Source organism: Globicatella sp. PHS-GS-PNBC-21-1553 (assembly GCF_033564055.1).
GTDB classification, from domain to species: Bacteria; Bacillota; Bacilli; order Lactobacillales; family Aerococcaceae; genus Globicatella; species Globicatella sulfidifaciens.
The window spans coordinates 16,882-35,232 of record NZ_CP085470.1 but is presented as its reverse complement, the minus strand read 5'-3'; the positions used below and the strand labels follow the sequence as shown (position 1 = coordinate 35,232).

16 protein-coding genes are annotated in these 18,351 nt (G+C 34.9%); all 16 read left to right on the top strand.

The genetic code is table 11. The features are described 5' to 3' along the window. The first annotated feature begins 70 nt into the window (after positions 1 to 70). Complete coding sequence (locus LB888_RS00180) at positions 71 to 1,345, top strand: alpha-amylase family glycosyl hydrolase (protein ID WP_276649637.1); 1,275 nt, start codon at positions 71 to 73, stop codon at positions 1,343 to 1,345. A 536-nt stretch (positions 1,346 to 1,881) separates the two neighbouring features. Beyond that, complete coding sequence (locus LB888_RS00175; protein WP_412928336.1) at positions 1,882 to 2,859, top strand: ring-cleaving dioxygenase; 978 nt, start codon at positions 1,882 to 1,884, stop codon at positions 2,857 to 2,859. Positions 2,860 to 2,861: 2 nt separating this feature from the next. Next, on the top strand, positions 2,862 to 3,815 hold the full coding sequence (locus tag LB888_RS00170) for a VOC family protein (RefSeq protein ID WP_311921364.1): 954 nt from the start codon (positions 2,862 to 2,864) through the stop codon (positions 3,813 to 3,815). Beyond that, positions 3,799 to 4,392: an alpha/beta hydrolase gene (locus LB888_RS00165; RefSeq protein ID WP_078755282.1), complete on the top strand. Its 594-nt coding sequence runs from the start codon at positions 3,799 to 3,801 to the stop codon at positions 4,390 to 4,392. Before LB888_RS00170 ends, LB888_RS00165 begins: the two co-directional genes overlap by 17 nt. Before the next feature lie 319 nt (positions 4,393 to 4,711). Continuing rightward, on the top strand, positions 4,712 to 4,954 hold the full coding sequence (locus LB888_RS00160; RefSeq protein WP_318753122.1) for a hypothetical protein: 243 nt from the start codon (positions 4,712 to 4,714) through the stop codon (positions 4,952 to 4,954). Between the two features lie 527 nt (positions 4,955 to 5,481). Then, positions 5,482 to 5,925 carry a GatB/YqeY domain-containing protein gene (locus LB888_RS00155; RefSeq protein ID WP_066124823.1) on the top strand — a complete coding sequence of 148 codons (444 nt, stop codon included), beginning with the start codon at positions 5,482 to 5,484 and terminating at the stop codon, positions 5,923 to 5,925. A gap of 71 nt (positions 5,926 to 5,996) precedes the next feature. Then, complete coding sequence (locus LB888_RS00150; RefSeq protein WP_078755404.1) at positions 5,997 to 7,013, top strand: PhoH family protein; 1,017 nt, start codon at positions 5,997 to 5,999, stop codon at positions 7,011 to 7,013. Positions 7,014 to 7,119: 106 nt separating this feature from the next. Further along, positions 7,120 to 9,336, top strand: a complete 2,217-nt coding sequence (locus LB888_RS00145) for an HDIG domain-containing metalloprotein (protein WP_318753121.1) — start codon at positions 7,120 to 7,122, stop codon at positions 9,334 to 9,336. A gap of 14 nt (positions 9,337 to 9,350) precedes the next feature. Then, positions 9,351 to 9,830 carry an rRNA maturation RNase YbeY gene (gene ybeY, locus LB888_RS00140; RefSeq protein WP_078755284.1) on the top strand — a complete coding sequence of 160 codons (480 nt, stop codon included), beginning with the start codon at positions 9,351 to 9,353 and terminating at the stop codon, positions 9,828 to 9,830. After that, on the top strand, positions 9,814 to 10,209 hold the full coding sequence (locus tag LB888_RS00135; protein WP_318753120.1) for a diacylglycerol kinase family protein: 396 nt from the start codon (positions 9,814 to 9,816) through the stop codon (positions 10,207 to 10,209). Before ybeY ends, LB888_RS00135 begins: the two co-directional genes overlap by 17 nt. Positions 10,210 to 10,221: 12 nt before the next feature. Then, positions 10,222 to 11,127 carry a GTPase Era gene (gene era, locus LB888_RS00130; RefSeq protein WP_066124830.1) on the top strand — a complete coding sequence of 302 codons (906 nt, stop codon included), beginning with the start codon at positions 10,222 to 10,224 and terminating at the stop codon, positions 11,125 to 11,127. A 34-nt stretch (positions 11,128 to 11,161) separates the two neighbouring features. Beyond that, positions 11,162 to 11,995, top strand: coding sequence for a DNA repair protein RecO (gene recO, locus LB888_RS00125; RefSeq protein ID WP_318753119.1), 834 nt, complete (start codon positions 11,162 to 11,164; stop codon positions 11,993 to 11,995). A 219-nt stretch (positions 11,996 to 12,214) separates the two neighbouring features. After that, positions 12,215 to 13,114 (top strand): glycine--tRNA ligase subunit alpha, encoded by a 900-nt coding sequence (glyQ, locus tag LB888_RS00120; RefSeq protein WP_311921068.1) that lies wholly within the window; start codon positions 12,215 to 12,217, stop codon positions 13,112 to 13,114. After that, the gene (gene glyS, locus LB888_RS00115; protein WP_318753118.1) at positions 13,114 to 15,141 is read left to right on the top strand and encodes a glycine--tRNA ligase subunit beta; all 2,028 of its coding nucleotides are present in this window, start codon (positions 13,114 to 13,116) and stop codon (positions 15,139 to 15,141) included. Before glyQ ends, glyS begins: the two co-directional genes overlap by 1 nt. Before the next feature lie 34 nt (positions 15,142 to 15,175). Next, positions 15,176 to 16,480 carry a GTPase ObgE gene (gene obgE / locus LB888_RS00110; protein WP_318753117.1) on the top strand — a complete coding sequence of 435 codons (1,305 nt, stop codon included), beginning with the start codon at positions 15,176 to 15,178 and terminating at the stop codon, positions 16,478 to 16,480. Positions 16,481 to 16,491: 11 nt separating this feature from the next. Further along, the gene (locus tag LB888_RS00105) at positions 16,492 to 18,336 is read left to right on the top strand and encodes an acyltransferase family protein (RefSeq protein WP_318753116.1); all 1,845 of its coding nucleotides are present in this window, start codon (positions 16,492 to 16,494) and stop codon (positions 18,334 to 18,336) included. Positions 18,337 to 18,351 lie beyond the last annotated feature (15 nt).

The following is an 18,351-nucleotide window of genomic DNA, read 5'->3' as shown; positions in this document are numbered from 1 at the left end:
TATTTTATGTTTGCGTAAGCTAATATAATTCGATAAAGTGAAAGTATCAAAACCAAGGAGGTAAATATTTATGAGTATTCAACCGAATCAAGTAATTTATAGTATTTTTGTACGCAATTTTTCAAAAGAAGGGACATTTCAAGCAGTCATTCCTGAACTGCCAAGAATTAAAAAGCTAGGAGTCGATATTATTTGGTTAATGCCAATTCATCCAATTGGTGAACTCAATCGTAAAGGAAAAGATGGTTCTCCTTATGCCAATTACGATTTTCGCGCTATTAATCCAGAATATGGAACATTAGCAGATTTTGAAGCATTGTGTGATGCTATACATAAAAATGGTATGAAAGTCATGATTGATGTCGTATATAATCACACTTCACCTGATTCAGTATTAGTTCAAGAACATCCCGAATGGTTTTACTATAATGAAGAAGGTAAAAGAGGTAACCGTGTTGGTGATTGGACTGATATTATTGATTTAGATTATCAACACCGTGAATTAAGAGATTATCAAATTGAATCGCTTTGTTATTGGGCAAAATATGTTGATGGTTACCGCTGTGACGTGGCGCCATTAGTACCGATTGATTTTTGGATTGAAGCTCGGGCAGCAGTAGCCGAAGTGAAATCAGATTTCATTTGGCTTTCTGAAAGTGTTGAATTTGGATTTATTAAAACTTTACGTCAAGCGGGTACAGTCGCTCATGCGGATGCTGAGATGTATCAAGCCTTTGATGTATTATATGATTATGATGTACATTATTTATTCCATGGTTACTTAAGAGGTACAAATAAATTAAGTGACTATATTAATCGCTTAAATTTACAAGAAGTGATTTATCCCGTTGATTATATTAAGGCACGTAATTTAGAAAACCATGATAACCCACGTGCAAAATATTTAATTGGCAATGAACAAGACCTTTTACAATGGACAGCTTTCCAATATTTTGAGAAAGGATTTGTCTTATTATATAATGGCCAAGAAGTTCAAGAAACTACCGAACAAACATTATTTGATATCGATCCAGTTAATTGGCAGGCTGGACGAGATATTTCAGCAGAAATCCGTCATTTAAATGATATTAAAAAGCAATATATTCCAACCACTTTAACCACTCGTTATGAATTAACGCCTTATGATGAGTTAGATGCAGTGGTAATTGAACATCAAGATAAAGCACAACATTTTGTGGCGGTTTGTTCCTTCAAAGGAAAAGAAGGTTTTGTTAATGTACCAATGGCTGATGGCGAGTATAGTGATTTAGTAACTGGAAATAAAGTATCGGTTCATAATGGAAAATTAGCACTCGCTTCTCATGCTCAAGCTTTTTCTATTTAATCATAATGACTGATTTTGAAAGTGACAAGTAGTTTAAACATTTTTATTTAGTTTCTTATGTTTAAAGCTGGGCTATAACATAGTAAAATCATTTGATTTTCTAATCCTAATCCACACCCATTTGTTATGACACAATGGGTGTGCTAAACATTATTATTTTGAGACTTGGTAGAAAATTAGACATCTCTACCAAGTCTGTTTTGAAGATTGTAAAAAGCTAAAAATGAATGATTGTTCATATACCCGATAATTTACGCATTAAAATAGCTTATTTAACTAATTAAATATAATCTTCATTATATTTATGATAGTATGAGTAACAATTTATCTGTTTTTCGTTGGTAGCGAGTCTTAATTGTTAATCTAATTCATTATATGTTAGGGACGGATAGTTTTATTAGATGATAATTCTTATTTAAATTACTAATTAGGATTAAATTTCTTTGACTCATTCAAATATGTGTGATAATATTAAACCCATAATCAAATTGGTTTGAATTCGAACTAAGTTCAATCAACTATTGAGAGAGGGGACTATTATGCAACACGAATTATTAGGAATCCATCATGTGACCGCGATGACCGATTCTGCTGAACGTAATTATCAATTTTTTACAAAAATTTTAGGGATGAGATTGGTTAAAAAAACAGTTAATCAAGATGATATCCATACTTACCACACATTTTATGCCGATGATGTCGCGGCTCCGGGAACCGATATGACTTTCTTTGATTTTCCAAATAATCCAAAAGGATTACCAGGAACTAATTTAATTTCAAGAATTGGTTTGAGAGTACCGAATGATCAAGCTTTAAACTACTATCAAAAGCGCTTTGAAAAAATGGGAATAAAACATGATCCGATTACTGAAGTATATGGTGTTAAGGTATTACCTTTTGAAGAAGAGGATGGTCAAAAGTACCAATTATTTTCAGATGAACATAACCAAGGGATTCCCGCGGGGACTCCTTGGAAGAAAGGTCCGGTTCCAGCAGAATTTGCCATTACTGGTTTAGGTCCTATTGAAATTACGATCAGTTATTTTGAAGACTTTCGCATTTTTTTAGAAACAGTTTATGGTATGAAAACAATCGAATTAACCGAGGAACGTGCTTTATTGGAAGTAGGGGAAGGTGGTAATGGTGGTCGTGTTATCTTAATTAATGATAGCGAATCCGGACAAAGTCAGCCAGGCTATGGACAAGTCCATCATGTGTCTTTCCGAGTGAAAGACCATGAGGCATTGATGGCTTGGTTAGATCGTTATAATGAGTTAGGGATTAGAAGTTCTGGATATGTCGATCGTTTTTACTTTGAGGCGCTTTATACGCGTGTAGGTCATATTTTAATTGAGTTATCGACTGATGGACCTGGTTTTATGCAAGACGAACCATATGAAACCTTAGGAGAAAAATTATCTTTACCTCCGTTTTTAGAGCCTAAGAGAGCAGAAATTGAGGCACAAGTTAGACCGTTTGAGACAGTTTGGCGTGGGGAAGAGGAGCAGGATTAAACGTGAAAAAAGTTAAGGGCATTCATCATATAAGTGCGATTGTTGGTGATATTAATGAAAATATTAAATTTTACCAAGATATTTTAGGATTAAGATTAGTAAAACAAACCCTAAATTTTGATGATTCGGCAGTATATCATCTTTACTTTTCAAATGAGCAAGTGAATCCAGGCTTTTTATTAACCTTTTTCCCTTGGCAACATGCGACCCATGGTCGAAAAGGTGGTGGACAAATAGGCAGGATTGCATTTAGAGTACCTAAAGGTTATTTAAAGGAATGGGAGCATTATTTATTTGCTAAAGGCATTGAAACAACACGATCACAGTTATTTGGCCAAGACACTTTAGAATTTAGTGATCCTCATTCTTTAGATTTAGCCATAGTTGAAACGGATGTAGAGCATGAAACGAGAGCTATTTATGATTTTCACGGGGTGGCGATTTTATCTGAAAACCCAACAGCCACTAAATCCTTATTAACCAATGATTTAGGACTTTTAAAGGTTGGACCACATCTTTTTAAAACGGATAGTCCACTAGCACAGCATATTATTGTCAATGAATCTCCTTTACCTAAAGGACGTTGGGGTACGGGAACGGTCCACCATTTAGCTTGGAGTGTACCTTCTCAAACAGAATTATTGGCATGGCAAGACTATTTTTTTGAACAACAATTTGCCATTACCGAAGTTAAAGATCGTAAGTATTTCAAATCGATTTATTTACAAGAAAAAGGGAATGTTATTTTTGAATTTGCTACTGTTGATCCAGGCTTAGAAGTAGATGAGTCTTTTGATAAATTAGGACAAACATTACAAATCCCACCCCATTTTGAGATAGATAGAGACAACATACTAACTCAAATTGAACCCATAACGGCTAGAATTAACAAGTATTCATCTTCTAATCGGCAATTATTATCAAAAAAGGAGGCCATTGATGGAACATCTATATAAAAAAGCTAAAAGGATGGATGCCCCCACTTTTATCTTATTACATGGAACAGGTGGAGATGAGCATTCCTTATTACCAATTGCAGATTTCTTAAATCCTGATTATGGCGTCCTAAGCATTCGAGGAAATGTCAATGAGCACGGGGCTTTACGATTCTTTAAGCGTAAAGCAGAAGGTGTGTATGATGTGCAAGATTTACAGCAAAGAGCATTAATGTTAAGAGAGTTTATTATTGAAGCAAGTGAAAAATATGCGTTTGATTTGAGTAAAGCCATTATTGTGGGGTTTTCCAATGGCGCCAATATCGCGATTGAGCTGTTATTAAAAGACCAATCAATCTTTAACAAAGCTATTTTAATGGCGCCAATGTATCCAGTTCCTATTAATGAAACTCATTCTCTATCACACCAAAAAATTTTTATTTCAATGGGTAAGCAAGACCCTATTGTGCCAATTTCTGAAAGCGAACGGGTGGTAACCCTTTTCGAATCACGAAAGGCCGATGTCACTACCTTTTGGGTACAATCACATGAGATTAATATGCTGTTATTATATCAAGTGAAAGAGTGGCTTGGATAAGTGTTTGGGCAAAGACTTTAATTATTTATTTTTGTACTGGCTATATAGGGTATATCAACAGTATGAGTCACTGTATAAGGCTGGACAAAAATTTTTTTAATTCTGTTCAGGCATATCTATTTAATTCAAAGCGCAGTGGTTGAGTGGCCTCAAACTGCGTCTTAACGAGGTTAAAGATAAATTTGGTAAACTCAATCAAGTTATTGCTCGGTAATTAAAAGCGCAGTGGTTGAGTGACCTCAAACTGCGTCTTAACGAGGTTAAAGATAAATTTGGTAAACTCAATCAAGTTATTGCTCGGTAATTAAAAGCGCAGTGGTTGAGTGGCCTCAAACTGCGTCTTAATGAGGTTAAAGATAAATTTGGTAAACTCAATCAAGTTATTGTTATTAAATTAAAAGCGCAGTGGTTGAGTGGCCTCAAACTGCGTCTTAATGAGGTTAAAGATAAATTTGGTAAACTCAATCAAGTTATTGTTATTAAATTAAAAGCGCAGTGGTTGAGTGGCCTCAAACTGCGTCTTAATGACTTGTTTGAGGCCTACTCAACTTTGCGGGGGTAGGCCGACGAAGCGAAAATTATTCAATTTTCTACTTCTGGTCAACTCCCAACTTTGCGGGGGTAGGCCGACGAAGCGAAAATTATTCAATTTTCTACTTCTGGTCTACTCCCAACTTTGCGGGGGTGGACAGACGAAGCGAAAACCATTTGATTTTCTACTTCTGGTCTACTCCCAACTTTGCGGGGGTGAACAGACGCAGCGAAAATTATTCAATTTTCTACTTCTGGTCTACTCCCAACTTTGCGGGGGTGAACAGACGAAGCGAAAATTATTCGATTTTCTACTTCTTTTCTACTCCCGATCAGTGATGCCTAGTGAGCACATCATAACTTAAATCTTTACATTTTAGATTTATAATCATTCAATATTTTGATAATTATTCCTTTCAATCTTTTATTGAAGGGAATTTTTTTAACTAATTGCCAATAAATTGCAAAAAAACAGTAGAGATTTAAGCATTTAATGTTATATTAAGCAAAAATTTGTTACAATAGATAATAAGAAATTTGATAAGAGGTGTATGAATGATGTCATTAACACAACGAATTAATGAAGATATAAAAGTAGCAATGAAAGCGAAAGATAAAGAAACACTAAAAGTTATTCGCATGTTGAAGGCTGCCTTGCAAAAGGAACAAATTGAACAAACAGAGCCTTTGAGTGAAGAACAAGAAATCACAATTATTGCTAGGGAAATGAAACAGCGTAAAGATTCATTAGCTGAATTTGAAAAAGCAGGTCGTCAAGATTTAGTGGCGCCTTTATTGGACGAAATTAAAATCGTTGAACAATACTTACCTGCGCAATTATCAGAAGATGAAATCAAAGAAGCAATAACCAAAATTATTGCAGCAGTAGGAGCTAAAGATAAATCAGCTTTCGGTGCAGTAATGGGGAAAGCAATGGCTGAATTAAAAGGGCAAGCAGATGGACAAGTTGTTAATCGTATCGTAAAAGAATTATTATCATAAGAAGAAGAGGCGAAAATTTGAATAATCCAAGTACATTTTCTAAACAAGTAATTGTAACTAATGGTGATTGGATGATTGCTCTAATTGGGAATCAAGATCAAAATATTCAATTACTAGAAGAAAGTTATCCCGTTTCGATTGCTGTTCGAGGAGAAGTCATTACCATTAAAGGGGAAGATGAAGCCGACGTGAATGAAGTTAGCGACATTTTCTTTATGTTGATTCATTTATTAGAGCGTAATATTACTCCACGTACAATGGATGTTGTTACGGCAATCAAAATGGCCAAAAACAATACACTAGAATTCTTCGTTAATCTTTATGAGGAAGTGATTGGTCGTGCTGCAGATGGTAAAGCGATTCGAGTGAAAAACTTCGGACAATTACAATATGTTAAAAAAATTAATTCACATGATATTACTTTTGGAGTAGGGCCTGCGGGGACCGGTAAAACATTTTTAGCCGTTGTTTTGGCTGTTCAGGCTTTGCGTGAGGGGAAAGTAAAGAAAATTATTTTAACACGGCCAGCAGTTGAAGCAGGCGAAAGTTTAGGTTTTTTACCTGGAGATTTAAAAGAAAAAGTGGATCCTTATTTACGACCTGTTTATGATGCTTTATACACGATTATGGGAACCGAACAAACGGTACGTTTAATGGAGCGAGGCATTATTGAAATTGCGCCATTAGCTTACATGAGAGGTCGTACATTAGACGATGCTTTTGTCATATTAGATGAGGCTCAAAATACGACGATTGCTCAAATGAAAATGTTCTTAACACGTTTAGGATTCGGGTCAAAAATGATTATTAATGGGGATAAGACACAAATAGACTTACCTCGCGGTGTTAAATCAGGCTTAGTAGATGCGATTGAAAAACTAAATAGCATACCTCGTATTTCATTTGTAACATTTGATGCCTTTGATGTAGTTCGTCATCCAGTTGTTGCTGATATTATTCGTGCTTATGGAACCAAAGCAACACCATCACCAGCGACGACGAATGAGCATGATGCGACCTCAGTATCACAGGAGACTGAAACAGAAACTGTTAAAACTGAAATGGAACGTTTAAATCAACCAGAATAATGATAAAGGAAAGATAGACGCGTTTTATTAGTTAGGAGAATTGATAAACCGTTTTTATCTTTCTTTTATATCCTATTGCAGAAAAAGATTGAATTGGGGTGACATTTTGAATAAAAAATTATATCAATTACAACAAAGATTAGGTAAATGGTATCGACCTATTTTAATTGCACTTTTAACTGTATTACTTTTTTTATTTGGTTTTGCCAGTGTCAAACCAAGACAATATAATATTCAACCTAATCAAGTTGCCGATGTAACTATTCGCGCACCATATACTACGATCGATGAACAGACAACCAATGAGAATAAGCAACGTGCCTATGATGCGGTGGCCGATGTTTATACCTATAGTCCATCTATACGTGAAAATCAATTGACATTAATTGAACAATATTTTAGTTCCATTCGTCAATTAAGAAAAGAAAATTATTCGACTCAACAAATTAAGCAATTATTTAATGAATTAGATGATTTAAATGAATTGGCCAATGAGATTGGGACGGAACAAAGAACCGAAACTCAGGAAGTACCATTTGCACAATTAAATGATGCAGAAAAAACAATCGTTTTAGTGAATCAATTACAAAAGGGTGACCAATCTATTAAAGATTTCGTAGCGGACCTTGATAATGAGATGCAATTAGCGATTGCTAAAATGAATGATGAAGAAATAATTGGTCTTCAAACTTATATTACCAATACTATTTCAGAAACGTTAATGAAAGAAATCTCGGCTGAGAAAGTCAATACCGTTATCGAGAATATCTTTAGTCAAATTAATGCTGATATTATTCGCAATAAAAATCGAGAAATCCTTAAATCTTTAGTGGTTCAGTTAATGGTACCCACAGTGGTTTTTGACGAACCGGCGACGGAGTTAGCGAGAGAAAATGCAGTCAATCAAGTACAGCCAACCTATATATTACAAGGTCAAGTTATCATTCAAGAAGGTTTTGTGGTTGACTCTGAAATGATTCGTTTATTAAACATTTATGGCATTTTAAATAATCAAACCAAGGTTTATAACATCTATGCTTTTGCTGCAGTGTTATTAATTCACGCCATTTTTCTTTATATGGTATTTAATAAATGGGATAACAAACAAAGTAAAACCGTTAATGATGGTAATATGCGTTTAACAGCTTATTCATTGGCTTTTCTCTTTGCTTTTATCTCTCTAACACTTTTACAAGTCTTACAACAAAGTGGGATGTCTGAAGCAATGTTGTTGTTTCCAGCTGGTTTGTTACCATTATTAATTTTACCTAAAACCGATCGACGGACGATTGCATTAGCTATTATTTTCTTTAACTTAATTAGTTTATTTGTTTTAAATAGTCAAACGGACTTAATTGGTGTTTTAATTCCAGCAGTCTTTTATTTCTTTATGATGCTCGTTATTTGGTTAAGAATCGAGCAGGATCCTACGATGCATCAAATGACCTTAAAATCTTCAATATTATGGAATGTAGTCATTACCGTTCCGATTTTATTAGCGATGAATTATGAAATTTTCAATTATGAAACGTTAACCACCACTTTTGCAATGCTAACGAGTGCAGTTATCATGCATACGATATATATTTTAATAAAACCTTATTGGGAACAATTACTCGATGATCAAGCAGCCTTAACACTAAATGAATTAGCTAATCTTAATCATCCATTATTAAAACTCTTAATTGAAGAAGCACCAGGTACTTATCACCATAGTATTTTAGTAGCTAATTTAAGTGCTAACGCTGTGGATGCGATTGGAGGCGACTCACTATTTACGAGAGTGGCAAGTTACTATCATGATGTAGGGAAAGTGAAATATCCAATGTTTTTTGTCGAGAATTTAAGACAAGGGATGGTTTCACCTCATCAAATGATGACAGCTGCAGAAAGTGCTAAAATTATTATTAGTCATGTTACCGAAGGGGCAAAAATACTAGAAGATAATAATATGCCTAAAGGAATAGTCGATGTCTGTTTACAACATCATGGTACCACCCAAGCAGGCTATTTTTACCATCAGGCTAAACAAGAAAAAACGGATATTAATATTGAAGATTTTAGCTATCCAGGTCCAAAACCACAGTCAAAAGAAATTGCAGTGATTATGATTGCAGATTCTGTTGAAGCAGCTTCTCGAACTTTAAAAGAACATTCAGTTGAAGCCATTACCGCCTTAATTACTAAAATCATCGATGGGAAGATTGAAGCAAATCAATTTGAAGATTCAGGATTAACGGTCCAAGAGTTAAAAATTGTTAAACAGTCTCTCATTAATGGTGTGGCGGGAATGTTTCATACGCGCGTAGAATACCCAGAATAGAAGGAGCGAACAAGATGATTATTGATTTAATCGATGATGAACAGTATTTAGAAGCGTCACATACAAAAATAATTGAAGATGTCATCGAATTAACAGCCAAAAAATTAGGACTTTCAGAACAAAGTGAAGTAGACATTTCAATTGTTAATAATGAAACAATCCACCAATTAAACAAACAATACCGTGGTATTGATCGCCCGACAGATGTTTTAAGTTTTGCTTTAACAGAAGGCGATGACGATTTTGACTTTACGATGGAAGCAGATGACGATTTTGCTGCTATCCCAGAACATCTAGGTGATATTATTATCTCATATCAGAAAATCGTTGAACAAGCAGCTGATTATGGTCATTCTTTTGAACGTGAATTAGCTTTTTTAACGGTACATGGCTTTCTTCATTTAAATGGATATGACCATCAAACCGAAGAAGAAGAACAAGCAATGTTTGGCATTCAAAATGAGGTTTTAGAAGAATATGGGCTTACAAGATAAACCAACTAAATACTGGGCGAATCAAAATCGAATTTCGGCTTTTCAAGCAGCTAAAGCTGGACTCATTACCTTATGGAAGGAAGAATTCAACTTTAGAATTCATTTATTGATGACATTGGCTGTAGTAGTGGCTGGTTTTATTTTTCAAATTACGACCACCGAATGGTTAATTATCATCTTACTGATTGGTCATGTAATAGCGTTGGAAATGATTAATTCTGCCATTGAGACGGTGGTCGATTTAGTTGTTGGCACCAAGTGGGATCAGCACGCCAAAAGAAGTAAAGATATTGCGGCTGCTGCCGTGATGATGATGTCGTTGATTGCAGTTGTCGTAGGACTCATTATTTTTGTACCATACTTAGTAAAATTATTTTAGAAAGAGGTCATTATGACAAATAAAGAATTTAAATCAGGCTTTGTTGCGATTATCGGACGACCAAATGTAGGCAAGTCTACCTTATTAAATAGGGTCATCGGACAAAAAATTGCGATAATGTCAGACAAAGCACAAACAACTCGTAATCGAATTCAAGGTGTGTACACTGATGAAGAGGCACAAATTGTATTCATTGATACACCGGGAATTCATAAACCTAAACATGCACTAGGAGATTTTATGGTTAATACCGCATATAGTGCTTTGAAAGGAGTCGACGCTGTACTATTTGTCGTCAGTGCGATTCAAAGTATTGGACCAGGTGATCGATTAATCATCGAGAAATTAAAAAATCTTTCAGTACCTGTGTATCTTTTAATTAATAAAATTGATCTTGTCCATCCAGATAGTTTATTTGAAACGATTGAATCTTATACAAGTGAATTAGAATTTAGTGAAGTCTTTCCAATCAGTGCCTTGGAAGGGAACAATGTTCCAGAAATGATGAATACTTTGAAATCTACCTTACCAGTTGGTCCACAGTATTATCCTGCTGATCAAATCATGGATCATCCGGAATATTTTGTGGTAGCTGAATTTATTCGGGAGAAAATTTTACTTTTAACGAAAGAAGAAATTCCACATTCAGTGGCGGTTCAAGTTCAAAGTATGCAACGGAATGAAAATGATAAAGTGGAAGTACAAGCGACTATTATCGTTGAAAGAAAGAGTCAAAAGGGAATCATTATTGGTGCTCAAGGCTCGATGATTAAAAAGATTGGTCAAATGGCTCGTCGTGACATTGAACGATTATTAGATGATAAAGTTTATCTAGATTTATGGGTCAAAGTGCAAAAGGATTGGCGTAATAAACAGACCTATATCAATGAATTGGGCTATAAGAAAACCGATTATTAATCAATAGTTTGAAAAATGAAATGGAAGTGACGGCATGCAAGAAACATTCGAAGGCATTGTTTTATTTCGTAGGCAATATCGCGAAGAAGACACGATTGTAAAATTACTGACCAAAGAATTTGGAAAGCGGATGTTTTTTATTCGTAGAGGGCAGCAATCCAATCATGCTATGCGAGCTCAGTTAATTCCATTTTCTAAAAATCAATATGTGGGTACCATTAATCCGTCAGGTTTTTCTTTTGTCAAAGAAGCCTCAACATTAGCCTTTCCTCGGAAAGTATTAGAGGATTTAACCTTGCAGTCTTATGCAAGTTATTTCGTGCAATTAATCGATGCGGTATTTGAAGATTTTGACCCACAACCTCATTTGTATCATTTATTAAATGAAACATTATTAAAGTTAAATGAAGGTTTTAACCATGACATCTTAATGGTCTATTTTGAGATTTATTTATTACCTTATTTTGGTACTCAATTAAATTGGCAACATTGTCAAGTATGTGGGCATCGGCAAGAACCTTTTGATTTTAGTATCAATTTAGGTGGCTTGATTTGTCGACAACATTTTAATAATGATCCTTATCGCTTGCATATTAGCCCTAAGGCGATGCATGTCGCTTTTTTATTAGCCAATACCTCTTTAAATAAAATTAATTCAATCAATGTTAGTATTGAAACAATTACTGAATTAAAAAGACTGACAAAAGAACTTTATCAAGAATTTGTTGGAATTAGACTTAAAAGTAAACAGTTTATTAACGAGATAGACCAATTGGATCAAAAGTATCAAAGTATTCTATCAAAAAGAGGCTCAAAAAGAACAACAATCCTTCAATCGCAAGTTGACAATAGCCCGGATAATCGGTAAAATCTAGTTATTAAAAGCAAGAAAAAAGAAGATAGTATAGCGACTCTAGAATGGTGAAAGCTAGGGCAAATCGAAGGCATGCTTTTGGTTATTTTGTATAAAATTAAAAGTGCTAGTCCTTACTAGAATTAGGGTGGAACCGCGAAAATACTTTCGTCCCTATGAGTAGTCTTATTTGGCTATTCATAGGGATTTTTAATATTATTAAGGAGTGATAGTATGGAAAAGAAAACAACCATGCAAGAGATTATTATGACCTTACAACAATTTTGGTCGAAACAAGGCTGTATGATTTTAAATAGTTATGATAATGAAAAAGGTGCCGGCACGATGAGTCCTTATACTTTTTTGAGAGCGATTGGGCCTGAACCTTGGAATGCGGCTTATGTAGAGCCATCTAGAAGACCTGCAGATGGGCGTTATGGTGAAAACCCCAACCGTCTATTTCAACATCATCAGTTTCAAGTGATTATGAAACCCTCTCCTTTAAATATTCAAGAACTCTATTTAGAAAGTTTAGAAGCGATTGGTATTGATCCATTAGAACATGATATTCGTTTTGTTGAGGATAATTGGGAAAATCCTTCATTAGGTTGTGCCGGATTAGGCTGGGAAGTTTGGATTGATGGGATGGAAATTACCCAATTTACCTATTTCCAACAAGTAGGCGGATTAAAATGTAATCCAGTAACTTCTGAGTTAACTTACGGTTTAGAACGATTAGCCATGTATATTTTAGACGTCGAAAATGTTTATGATTTAGAATGGGTAGCTGGCGTTAAATATGGTGAAATTTTCAAGCAACCCGAACGTGAGCATTCGACTTATGCCTTTGAATTAAGTGATAGTGAAATGTTATTCCAACAATTTGATGCCTATGAAAATGAAGCAACTCGCTTAATTGAAGCTGAATTAGTTCATCCAGCCTATGATTATATTTTAAAATGTAGCCATAGTTTCAACTTATTAGATGCACGTGGCATGATTTCCGTTTCTGATCGTGCGGGTTATTTAGCAAGAATCCGTAAAATGGCTCGTTCTGTGGCACAAGCGTTTGTTAATGAACGAGAAAAATTAGGTTATCCTTTATTAAAACAAGTATCTAAGGAGATGAAATAATGAGTAATCAATATTTATTAGAAATTGGTTTAGAAGAAGTACCTGCACGCTTTTTGCTATCATTAAGTGAACAATTAAAAACACGCGTAGCCGATTATTTAACTGAGCAACGTATTGAATTTAGTACGATTAAAACTTATGCTACACCGAGACGACTGGCTGTCATTGTTGATGGATTAGCAGAAGCACAAGCGGATGTTACCGAAGTGGCAAAAGGACCTGCTATGAAAATAGCTAAAGATGAAAATGGTGAATGGACCAAAGCCGCTTTAGGTTTTTTAAGAGGACAACAAGCATCACCAGAAGATAGCTTTGTTGAAGAGATTAAAGGTGTTGAATACTTACATGTTAATAAATTTATCAAAGGCAAAAAGACCACTGATATCTTAAAAAAAATGCCCCAAGTCATTAAAGCAATGACCTTTCCAGTGACGATGCATTGGAATGCAATTGAAACACCTTTTATTCGACCAATTCATTGGTTTGTTTCTTTATTAAATGAAACTGTGGTACCATTTGAATTTGTTGGAGTACAAGCTGATCGCTTGACACGTGGGCACCGCTTCTTAGGTCATGAAGTGTCAATTAAGAGTCCAGCCACTTATGTTGAACAATTAAAAGCAGAATTTGTATTAGCCGATTTTGCAGAACGCCAGGCCATTATAAAAAGCCAAATTGAATCATTAGCTAATGAAAAGAATTGGATTGTGCCAATTGATGAAGATTTACTAGAGGAAGTGACTTCCATAGTGGAATGGCCAACTGTTTTTTATGGTGAGTTTGAAGAAGAGTATTTAAAAGTACCTGAACAAGTATTAATAACTGCGATGAAGGATCACCAACGTTATTTTTATGCTTTAAACCAAGTGAATAAACTTTTACCGATATTTATTTCTGTACGTAATGGTAATAGCGACCATCTAGAAAATGTGATTAAAGGTAATAAAAAAGTCTTACGTGCTCGTTTAGAGGATGCCTTATTCTTCTATGAAGAAGATTTAAAACAAGATTTAGCATTTTATTTAAATAAGTTAACGTCTGTTAATGAACATTTTAAATTAGGTAGTCTTGCTGATAAACAACAACGAGTAGCGGCTTTTATTCCTTTAATTGCTGCGTCAGTACAAGTCGACCAAGCAACAACAAACACTGCTATTGAAGCAGCTAAAATTTATAAGTATGACTTGATGACCCAAACCGTTGGCGAGTTTGATGAGCTCCAAGGAGAAATTGGTTATGTGTATGCACCGCATTACGGTATCAATGAACAAGTTGCCATCGCGATCCGTGAACAATATTTACCAAAATCAAGTGGAGGTCAATTACCAACGACAACTGCCAGCAAATTATTAACATTAGCTGATAAATTAGATACTTTAATTCATTACTTTAGTGTCGATTTAATTCCAACCGGTTCAAACGACCCTTATGCATTAAGACGTCAAGCGATGGGAGTAGTAGAAATATTATTATCGACCGACTGGCAAATCGATTTATTAGCGATATTAGAAAATCATTCAGTTGTTAAAGGTAATAATGAATTACTAAAACATCTTATTGATTTCTTTAATGCTAGAATGTCAGTTGCTTTAGAACGAGAACAAATAGAATTTGATATTATTCAAGCTGTGGTAGCTTCTAAAGGCTTAAACTTTAAATTAATGGTTGAAACGGCTAAAGCATTGCAAGCTAAAAAAGACAATGAGCCAGAGAATTATCGCGCTATCGTTGAAGCAATCAGCCGAGTTGTTAATTTAGGTAGCAAAGCAGAAAATACTCATCTTGATTTAGCTCTAGCTCAAACAGAGTCTGAAAAAACTTTGATTGGCTTAACCCAATCACTAGGACTAGGGAATGTATTAGATACCTTACAACACTTAGTCGCACCGATTAACCATTATTTTGAAGAGAACATGGTCAATGATCAAGATGAAAAAATCAAGGCCAATCGTTATGCGACAATGACAACTTTAACTCAATATGTTTTAGATTATTTAGATCCACGTTTATTAATTAGTAAATTTTAAAAATAGAACTTGATAAAAGAAAGGGAGTGATAATATGTCTACGTTTTTAGATAGAGCAGTTGTGAATGTCAAAGCTGGTAAAGGTGGCGATGGCATGGTTGCTTTTAGAAGGGAAAAGTATGTACCAGATGGAGGACCGGCCGGTGGTGACGGTGGTCGTGGTGGTGACGTGGTTTTTCGAGTGGATGAAGGACTCCATACTTTAATGGATTTCCGTTATAATCGTCATTTTAAAGCAGCCAATGGTGAAAATGGCATGAGTAAAAGTAAATATGGAGCGGGTGCTGAAGATTTGATTGTCAAAGTACCACCCGGAACGATTGTGCGCGATGCGGAAACAGAGCAAATAATTGCGGATTTAGTTGACCATGGGCAAGAAGTTATTGTCGCTAAAGGCGGACGTGGGGGACGCGGAAATATTCGCTTTGCCACTCATAAAAATCCGGCACCTTCAATTGCCGAAAATGGTGAACCAGGTGAAGAACGAGCATTATCGTTGGAATTAAAGGTGATTGCTGATGCGGGGCTGGTAGGCTATCCAAGTGTTGGCAAATCGACTTTATTGTCCGTTGTCAGCAATGCTAAACCTAAGATTGCAGACTATCAATTTACGACTTTAACACCAAATTTAGGCGTCGTTAATTTAGGCATTGGTAAAGAATTTGTCTTAGCGGATATGCCTGGATTAATTGAAGGAGCTTCAGCAGGTGTCGGCTTAGGAATAAATTTTTTACGTCATATTGAACGTACTAAAGTATTAATTCATGTGATTGATATGGCTGGTGTACATGGCCGTGAACCTTATCAAGATTTCTTAGACATTATGCAGGAATTAAAAGCATATAATGCAAAGTTATTAGAACGTCCGATGGTGATTGTAGCTAATAAAATGGATGAAGCAGTTGCTCAAGAAAACATTAAACTCTTTAAAGAAAAAATTGCTAGCTATTATCAACAACAAAAACAAGATTTACCACCTATCTTTGAAGTCAGTACTTGGCAAACAACTGGCATTAAACCTTTATTAAATAAAGTATATGAATTGATTCAAACAACGACCTTCGTACCACTAGAAGAAGAAGTGATCGAAGCGGTTCATTATCAATTAGAAGAAGATGTACCATTCATGATTGAACAAATTGATGAGGGATATTGGCGCTTATACGGTGAAAAAATTGAAAAGCTTTATGCGATGACCAATATGGCTCATGACGAAAGTATTGCCCGTTTTGCTCGCCAACTACGTACCATGGGTGTAGACGAAGCTTTACGCCAACACGGTGCTCAAAATGGTGATATTGTCGATTTAGCTGGTTATCAATTCGAGTTTATGGATTAATGGTGAGCAATATGCAAATAGGTAAGTCGAATCAAAATCGAATAGAAGTGTTAGATGGACTTAAAGGTCTCTCTTTAGTTATTATCATTGCCTATTACTATCTGCAGCATTTGGTTCCCGGTGGCTTTGTTGCCGTTAATTTATTTTTCCTAATAGGTGGCTTCTTAAATTTTCGCATTTTTAAAAAGCGAATCATTTTAGAACAACCAATGGAATATCGCAACTTTTTAAGACGACGGTTTGATAAATTGTTCTTCCCTATGTTATTTATGATGATTTTTATGACCGTTTTCATTATGTTCATATCCCCCAAAAACTATATGAACTTACGAAATATGGGATTGAGCAGTCTTTTATTTGTTAATAATTTTTATCAAATCATAACAGGGAGCTCATTTTTTGCTCAAACAGCTAACCAAAGTGTTTTTGCTCATTTATGGTATAGCTCAATGTACGCACAACTCATATTATTAACTCCGCTCTTAATTGAATCTTGCTATAAATGGCATAAAAGCACCTCAACTGCGATCAATATGCTTTCAATCGTCAGTTTAATTTCAATGGTGTTAATGTGGTATTTACAAACTACGGGACATGAACATTCCAGTATATTTTTTAATACCTTAGCCCGATTATTTGCTTATACATTAGGTGGAGTGCTTAGCTTAGCGATGCCATATAATTTAAAGCCGAAAGCAATCAATTCACAAACGAAAGGGCTGTTAAATGGTTTAGGTATTGCTATTTTATGGCTGATGTGGATGATGATACGTTATATGTATGGTACGCAACCTTTTGCTTTTCGTTTTGGTATAACGCTCTTTACACTCTTATCTTTAATTGTTATTTTTATTACCTTATATCCAGATACTTGGTTAAATAAATTTTTTAGTTTTAAACCATTTGTTTATTTAGGTAAAAAAAGTTATACCTATTATTTATGGTTTTATCCAATTGTATTAGTGATGCCAGAATTATTAAAAAAGGTTAATCGAAGTTATGCGGTTCATATATTTGTTGGCTGTCTTTTATTGGTTGTTTTTGCTGAATTTGCTTACTATCTCATTGAAAGTCGTAAAATTGTCTTACCATTTGGACAAGATTCTAATATGAGAAAAACAAGATTCCAATTAAAATTTTTAAAAAATAATTCGGGTAAATTTAAACAAGTAAAATTTTTCAGTGGTTTTTATGGAATAATACTCTTTATCGGACTATTCGGCATATTATTAGCACCGCAAACAAGAGCAGGAGTCGTGCAAGAATTAGCTGAAACATTCAAACACAATGAAGCGATTGTTGATCAAACGCTTAGTTCAAATGAACGACCTAAAATTGTTATCAACAATATTGAAGGCTTAGAACAAGAAGTGAAGTTATATGCTAATGCCATCGAAGTCACGTTTGTAGGAGATTCAATCTTTTTAGCATCAGCACAACAGATAATCGATGTTTTTCCTAAAGCAGTGATAGATGCTAATGAAGCACGTCAATTATATAACAGTGTTAGTGATATCGAATCCTTAAAAGCCAAAAATAAACTAGCACCAACGGTAATCACATTACTAGGGACTAATGGCGCTTTTACCAAAGGTCAACTCGATGATTATATAGAGGCTATAGGTGAAAATCGAATGATATATTTCGTTTTAATCAGTCCTAATCGTGCTTGGACACAGCAAGTCAACAATGAATTATTTAAAGCAGCTCAACGTTATGGAAATGTGAGATTAATCGATTGGGCGAGTGTTGCTAATACTCATCCGGATTGGTTACTTGATGAATTTCATCCCAATGAGAAGGGAAGTTTAGAGTTAGCAAAATTAATGGCAAATGAACTGTATCGTCAGCAATAAAGTTTGTCATATTAA

Bases quoted from the DNA above. Each gene is read 5' to 3' on its own strand.
- LB888_RS00155 (WP_066124823.1), top strand. From the start codon at position 5,482: ATGTCATTAACACAACGAATTAATGAAGATATAAAAGTAGCAATGAAA.
- LB888_RS00165 (WP_078755282.1), top strand. From the start codon at position 3,799: ATGGAACATCTATATAAAAAAGCTAAAAGGATGGATGCCCCCACTTTT.
- LB888_RS00150 (WP_078755404.1), top strand. From the start codon at position 5,997: ATGATTGCTCTAATTGGGAATCAAGATCAAAATATTCAATTACTAGAA.
- LB888_RS00180 (WP_276649637.1), top strand. From the start codon at position 71: ATGAGTATTCAACCGAATCAAGTAATTTATAGTATTTTTGTACGCAAT.
- glyQ (WP_311921068.1), top strand. From the start codon at position 12,215: ATGGAAAAGAAAACAACCATGCAAGAGATTATTATGACCTTACAACAA.
- era (WP_066124830.1), top strand. From the start codon at position 10,222: ATGACAAATAAAGAATTTAAATCAGGCTTTGTTGCGATTATCGGACGA.
- recO (WP_318753119.1), top strand. From the start codon at position 11,162: ATGCAAGAAACATTCGAAGGCATTGTTTTATTTCGTAGGCAATATCGC.
- ybeY (WP_078755284.1), top strand. From the start codon at position 9,351: ATGATTATTGATTTAATCGATGATGAACAGTATTTAGAAGCGTCACAT.
- LB888_RS00105 (WP_318753116.1), top strand. From the start codon at position 16,492: ATGCAAATAGGTAAGTCGAATCAAAATCGAATAGAAGTGTTAGATGGA.
- glyS (WP_318753118.1), top strand. From the start codon at position 13,114: ATGAGTAATCAATATTTATTAGAAATTGGTTTAGAAGAAGTACCTGCA.
- LB888_RS00135 (WP_318753120.1), top strand. From the start codon at position 9,814: ATGGGCTTACAAGATAAACCAACTAAATACTGGGCGAATCAAAATCGA.
- obgE (WP_318753117.1), top strand. From the start codon at position 15,176: ATGTCTACGTTTTTAGATAGAGCAGTTGTGAATGTCAAAGCTGGTAAA.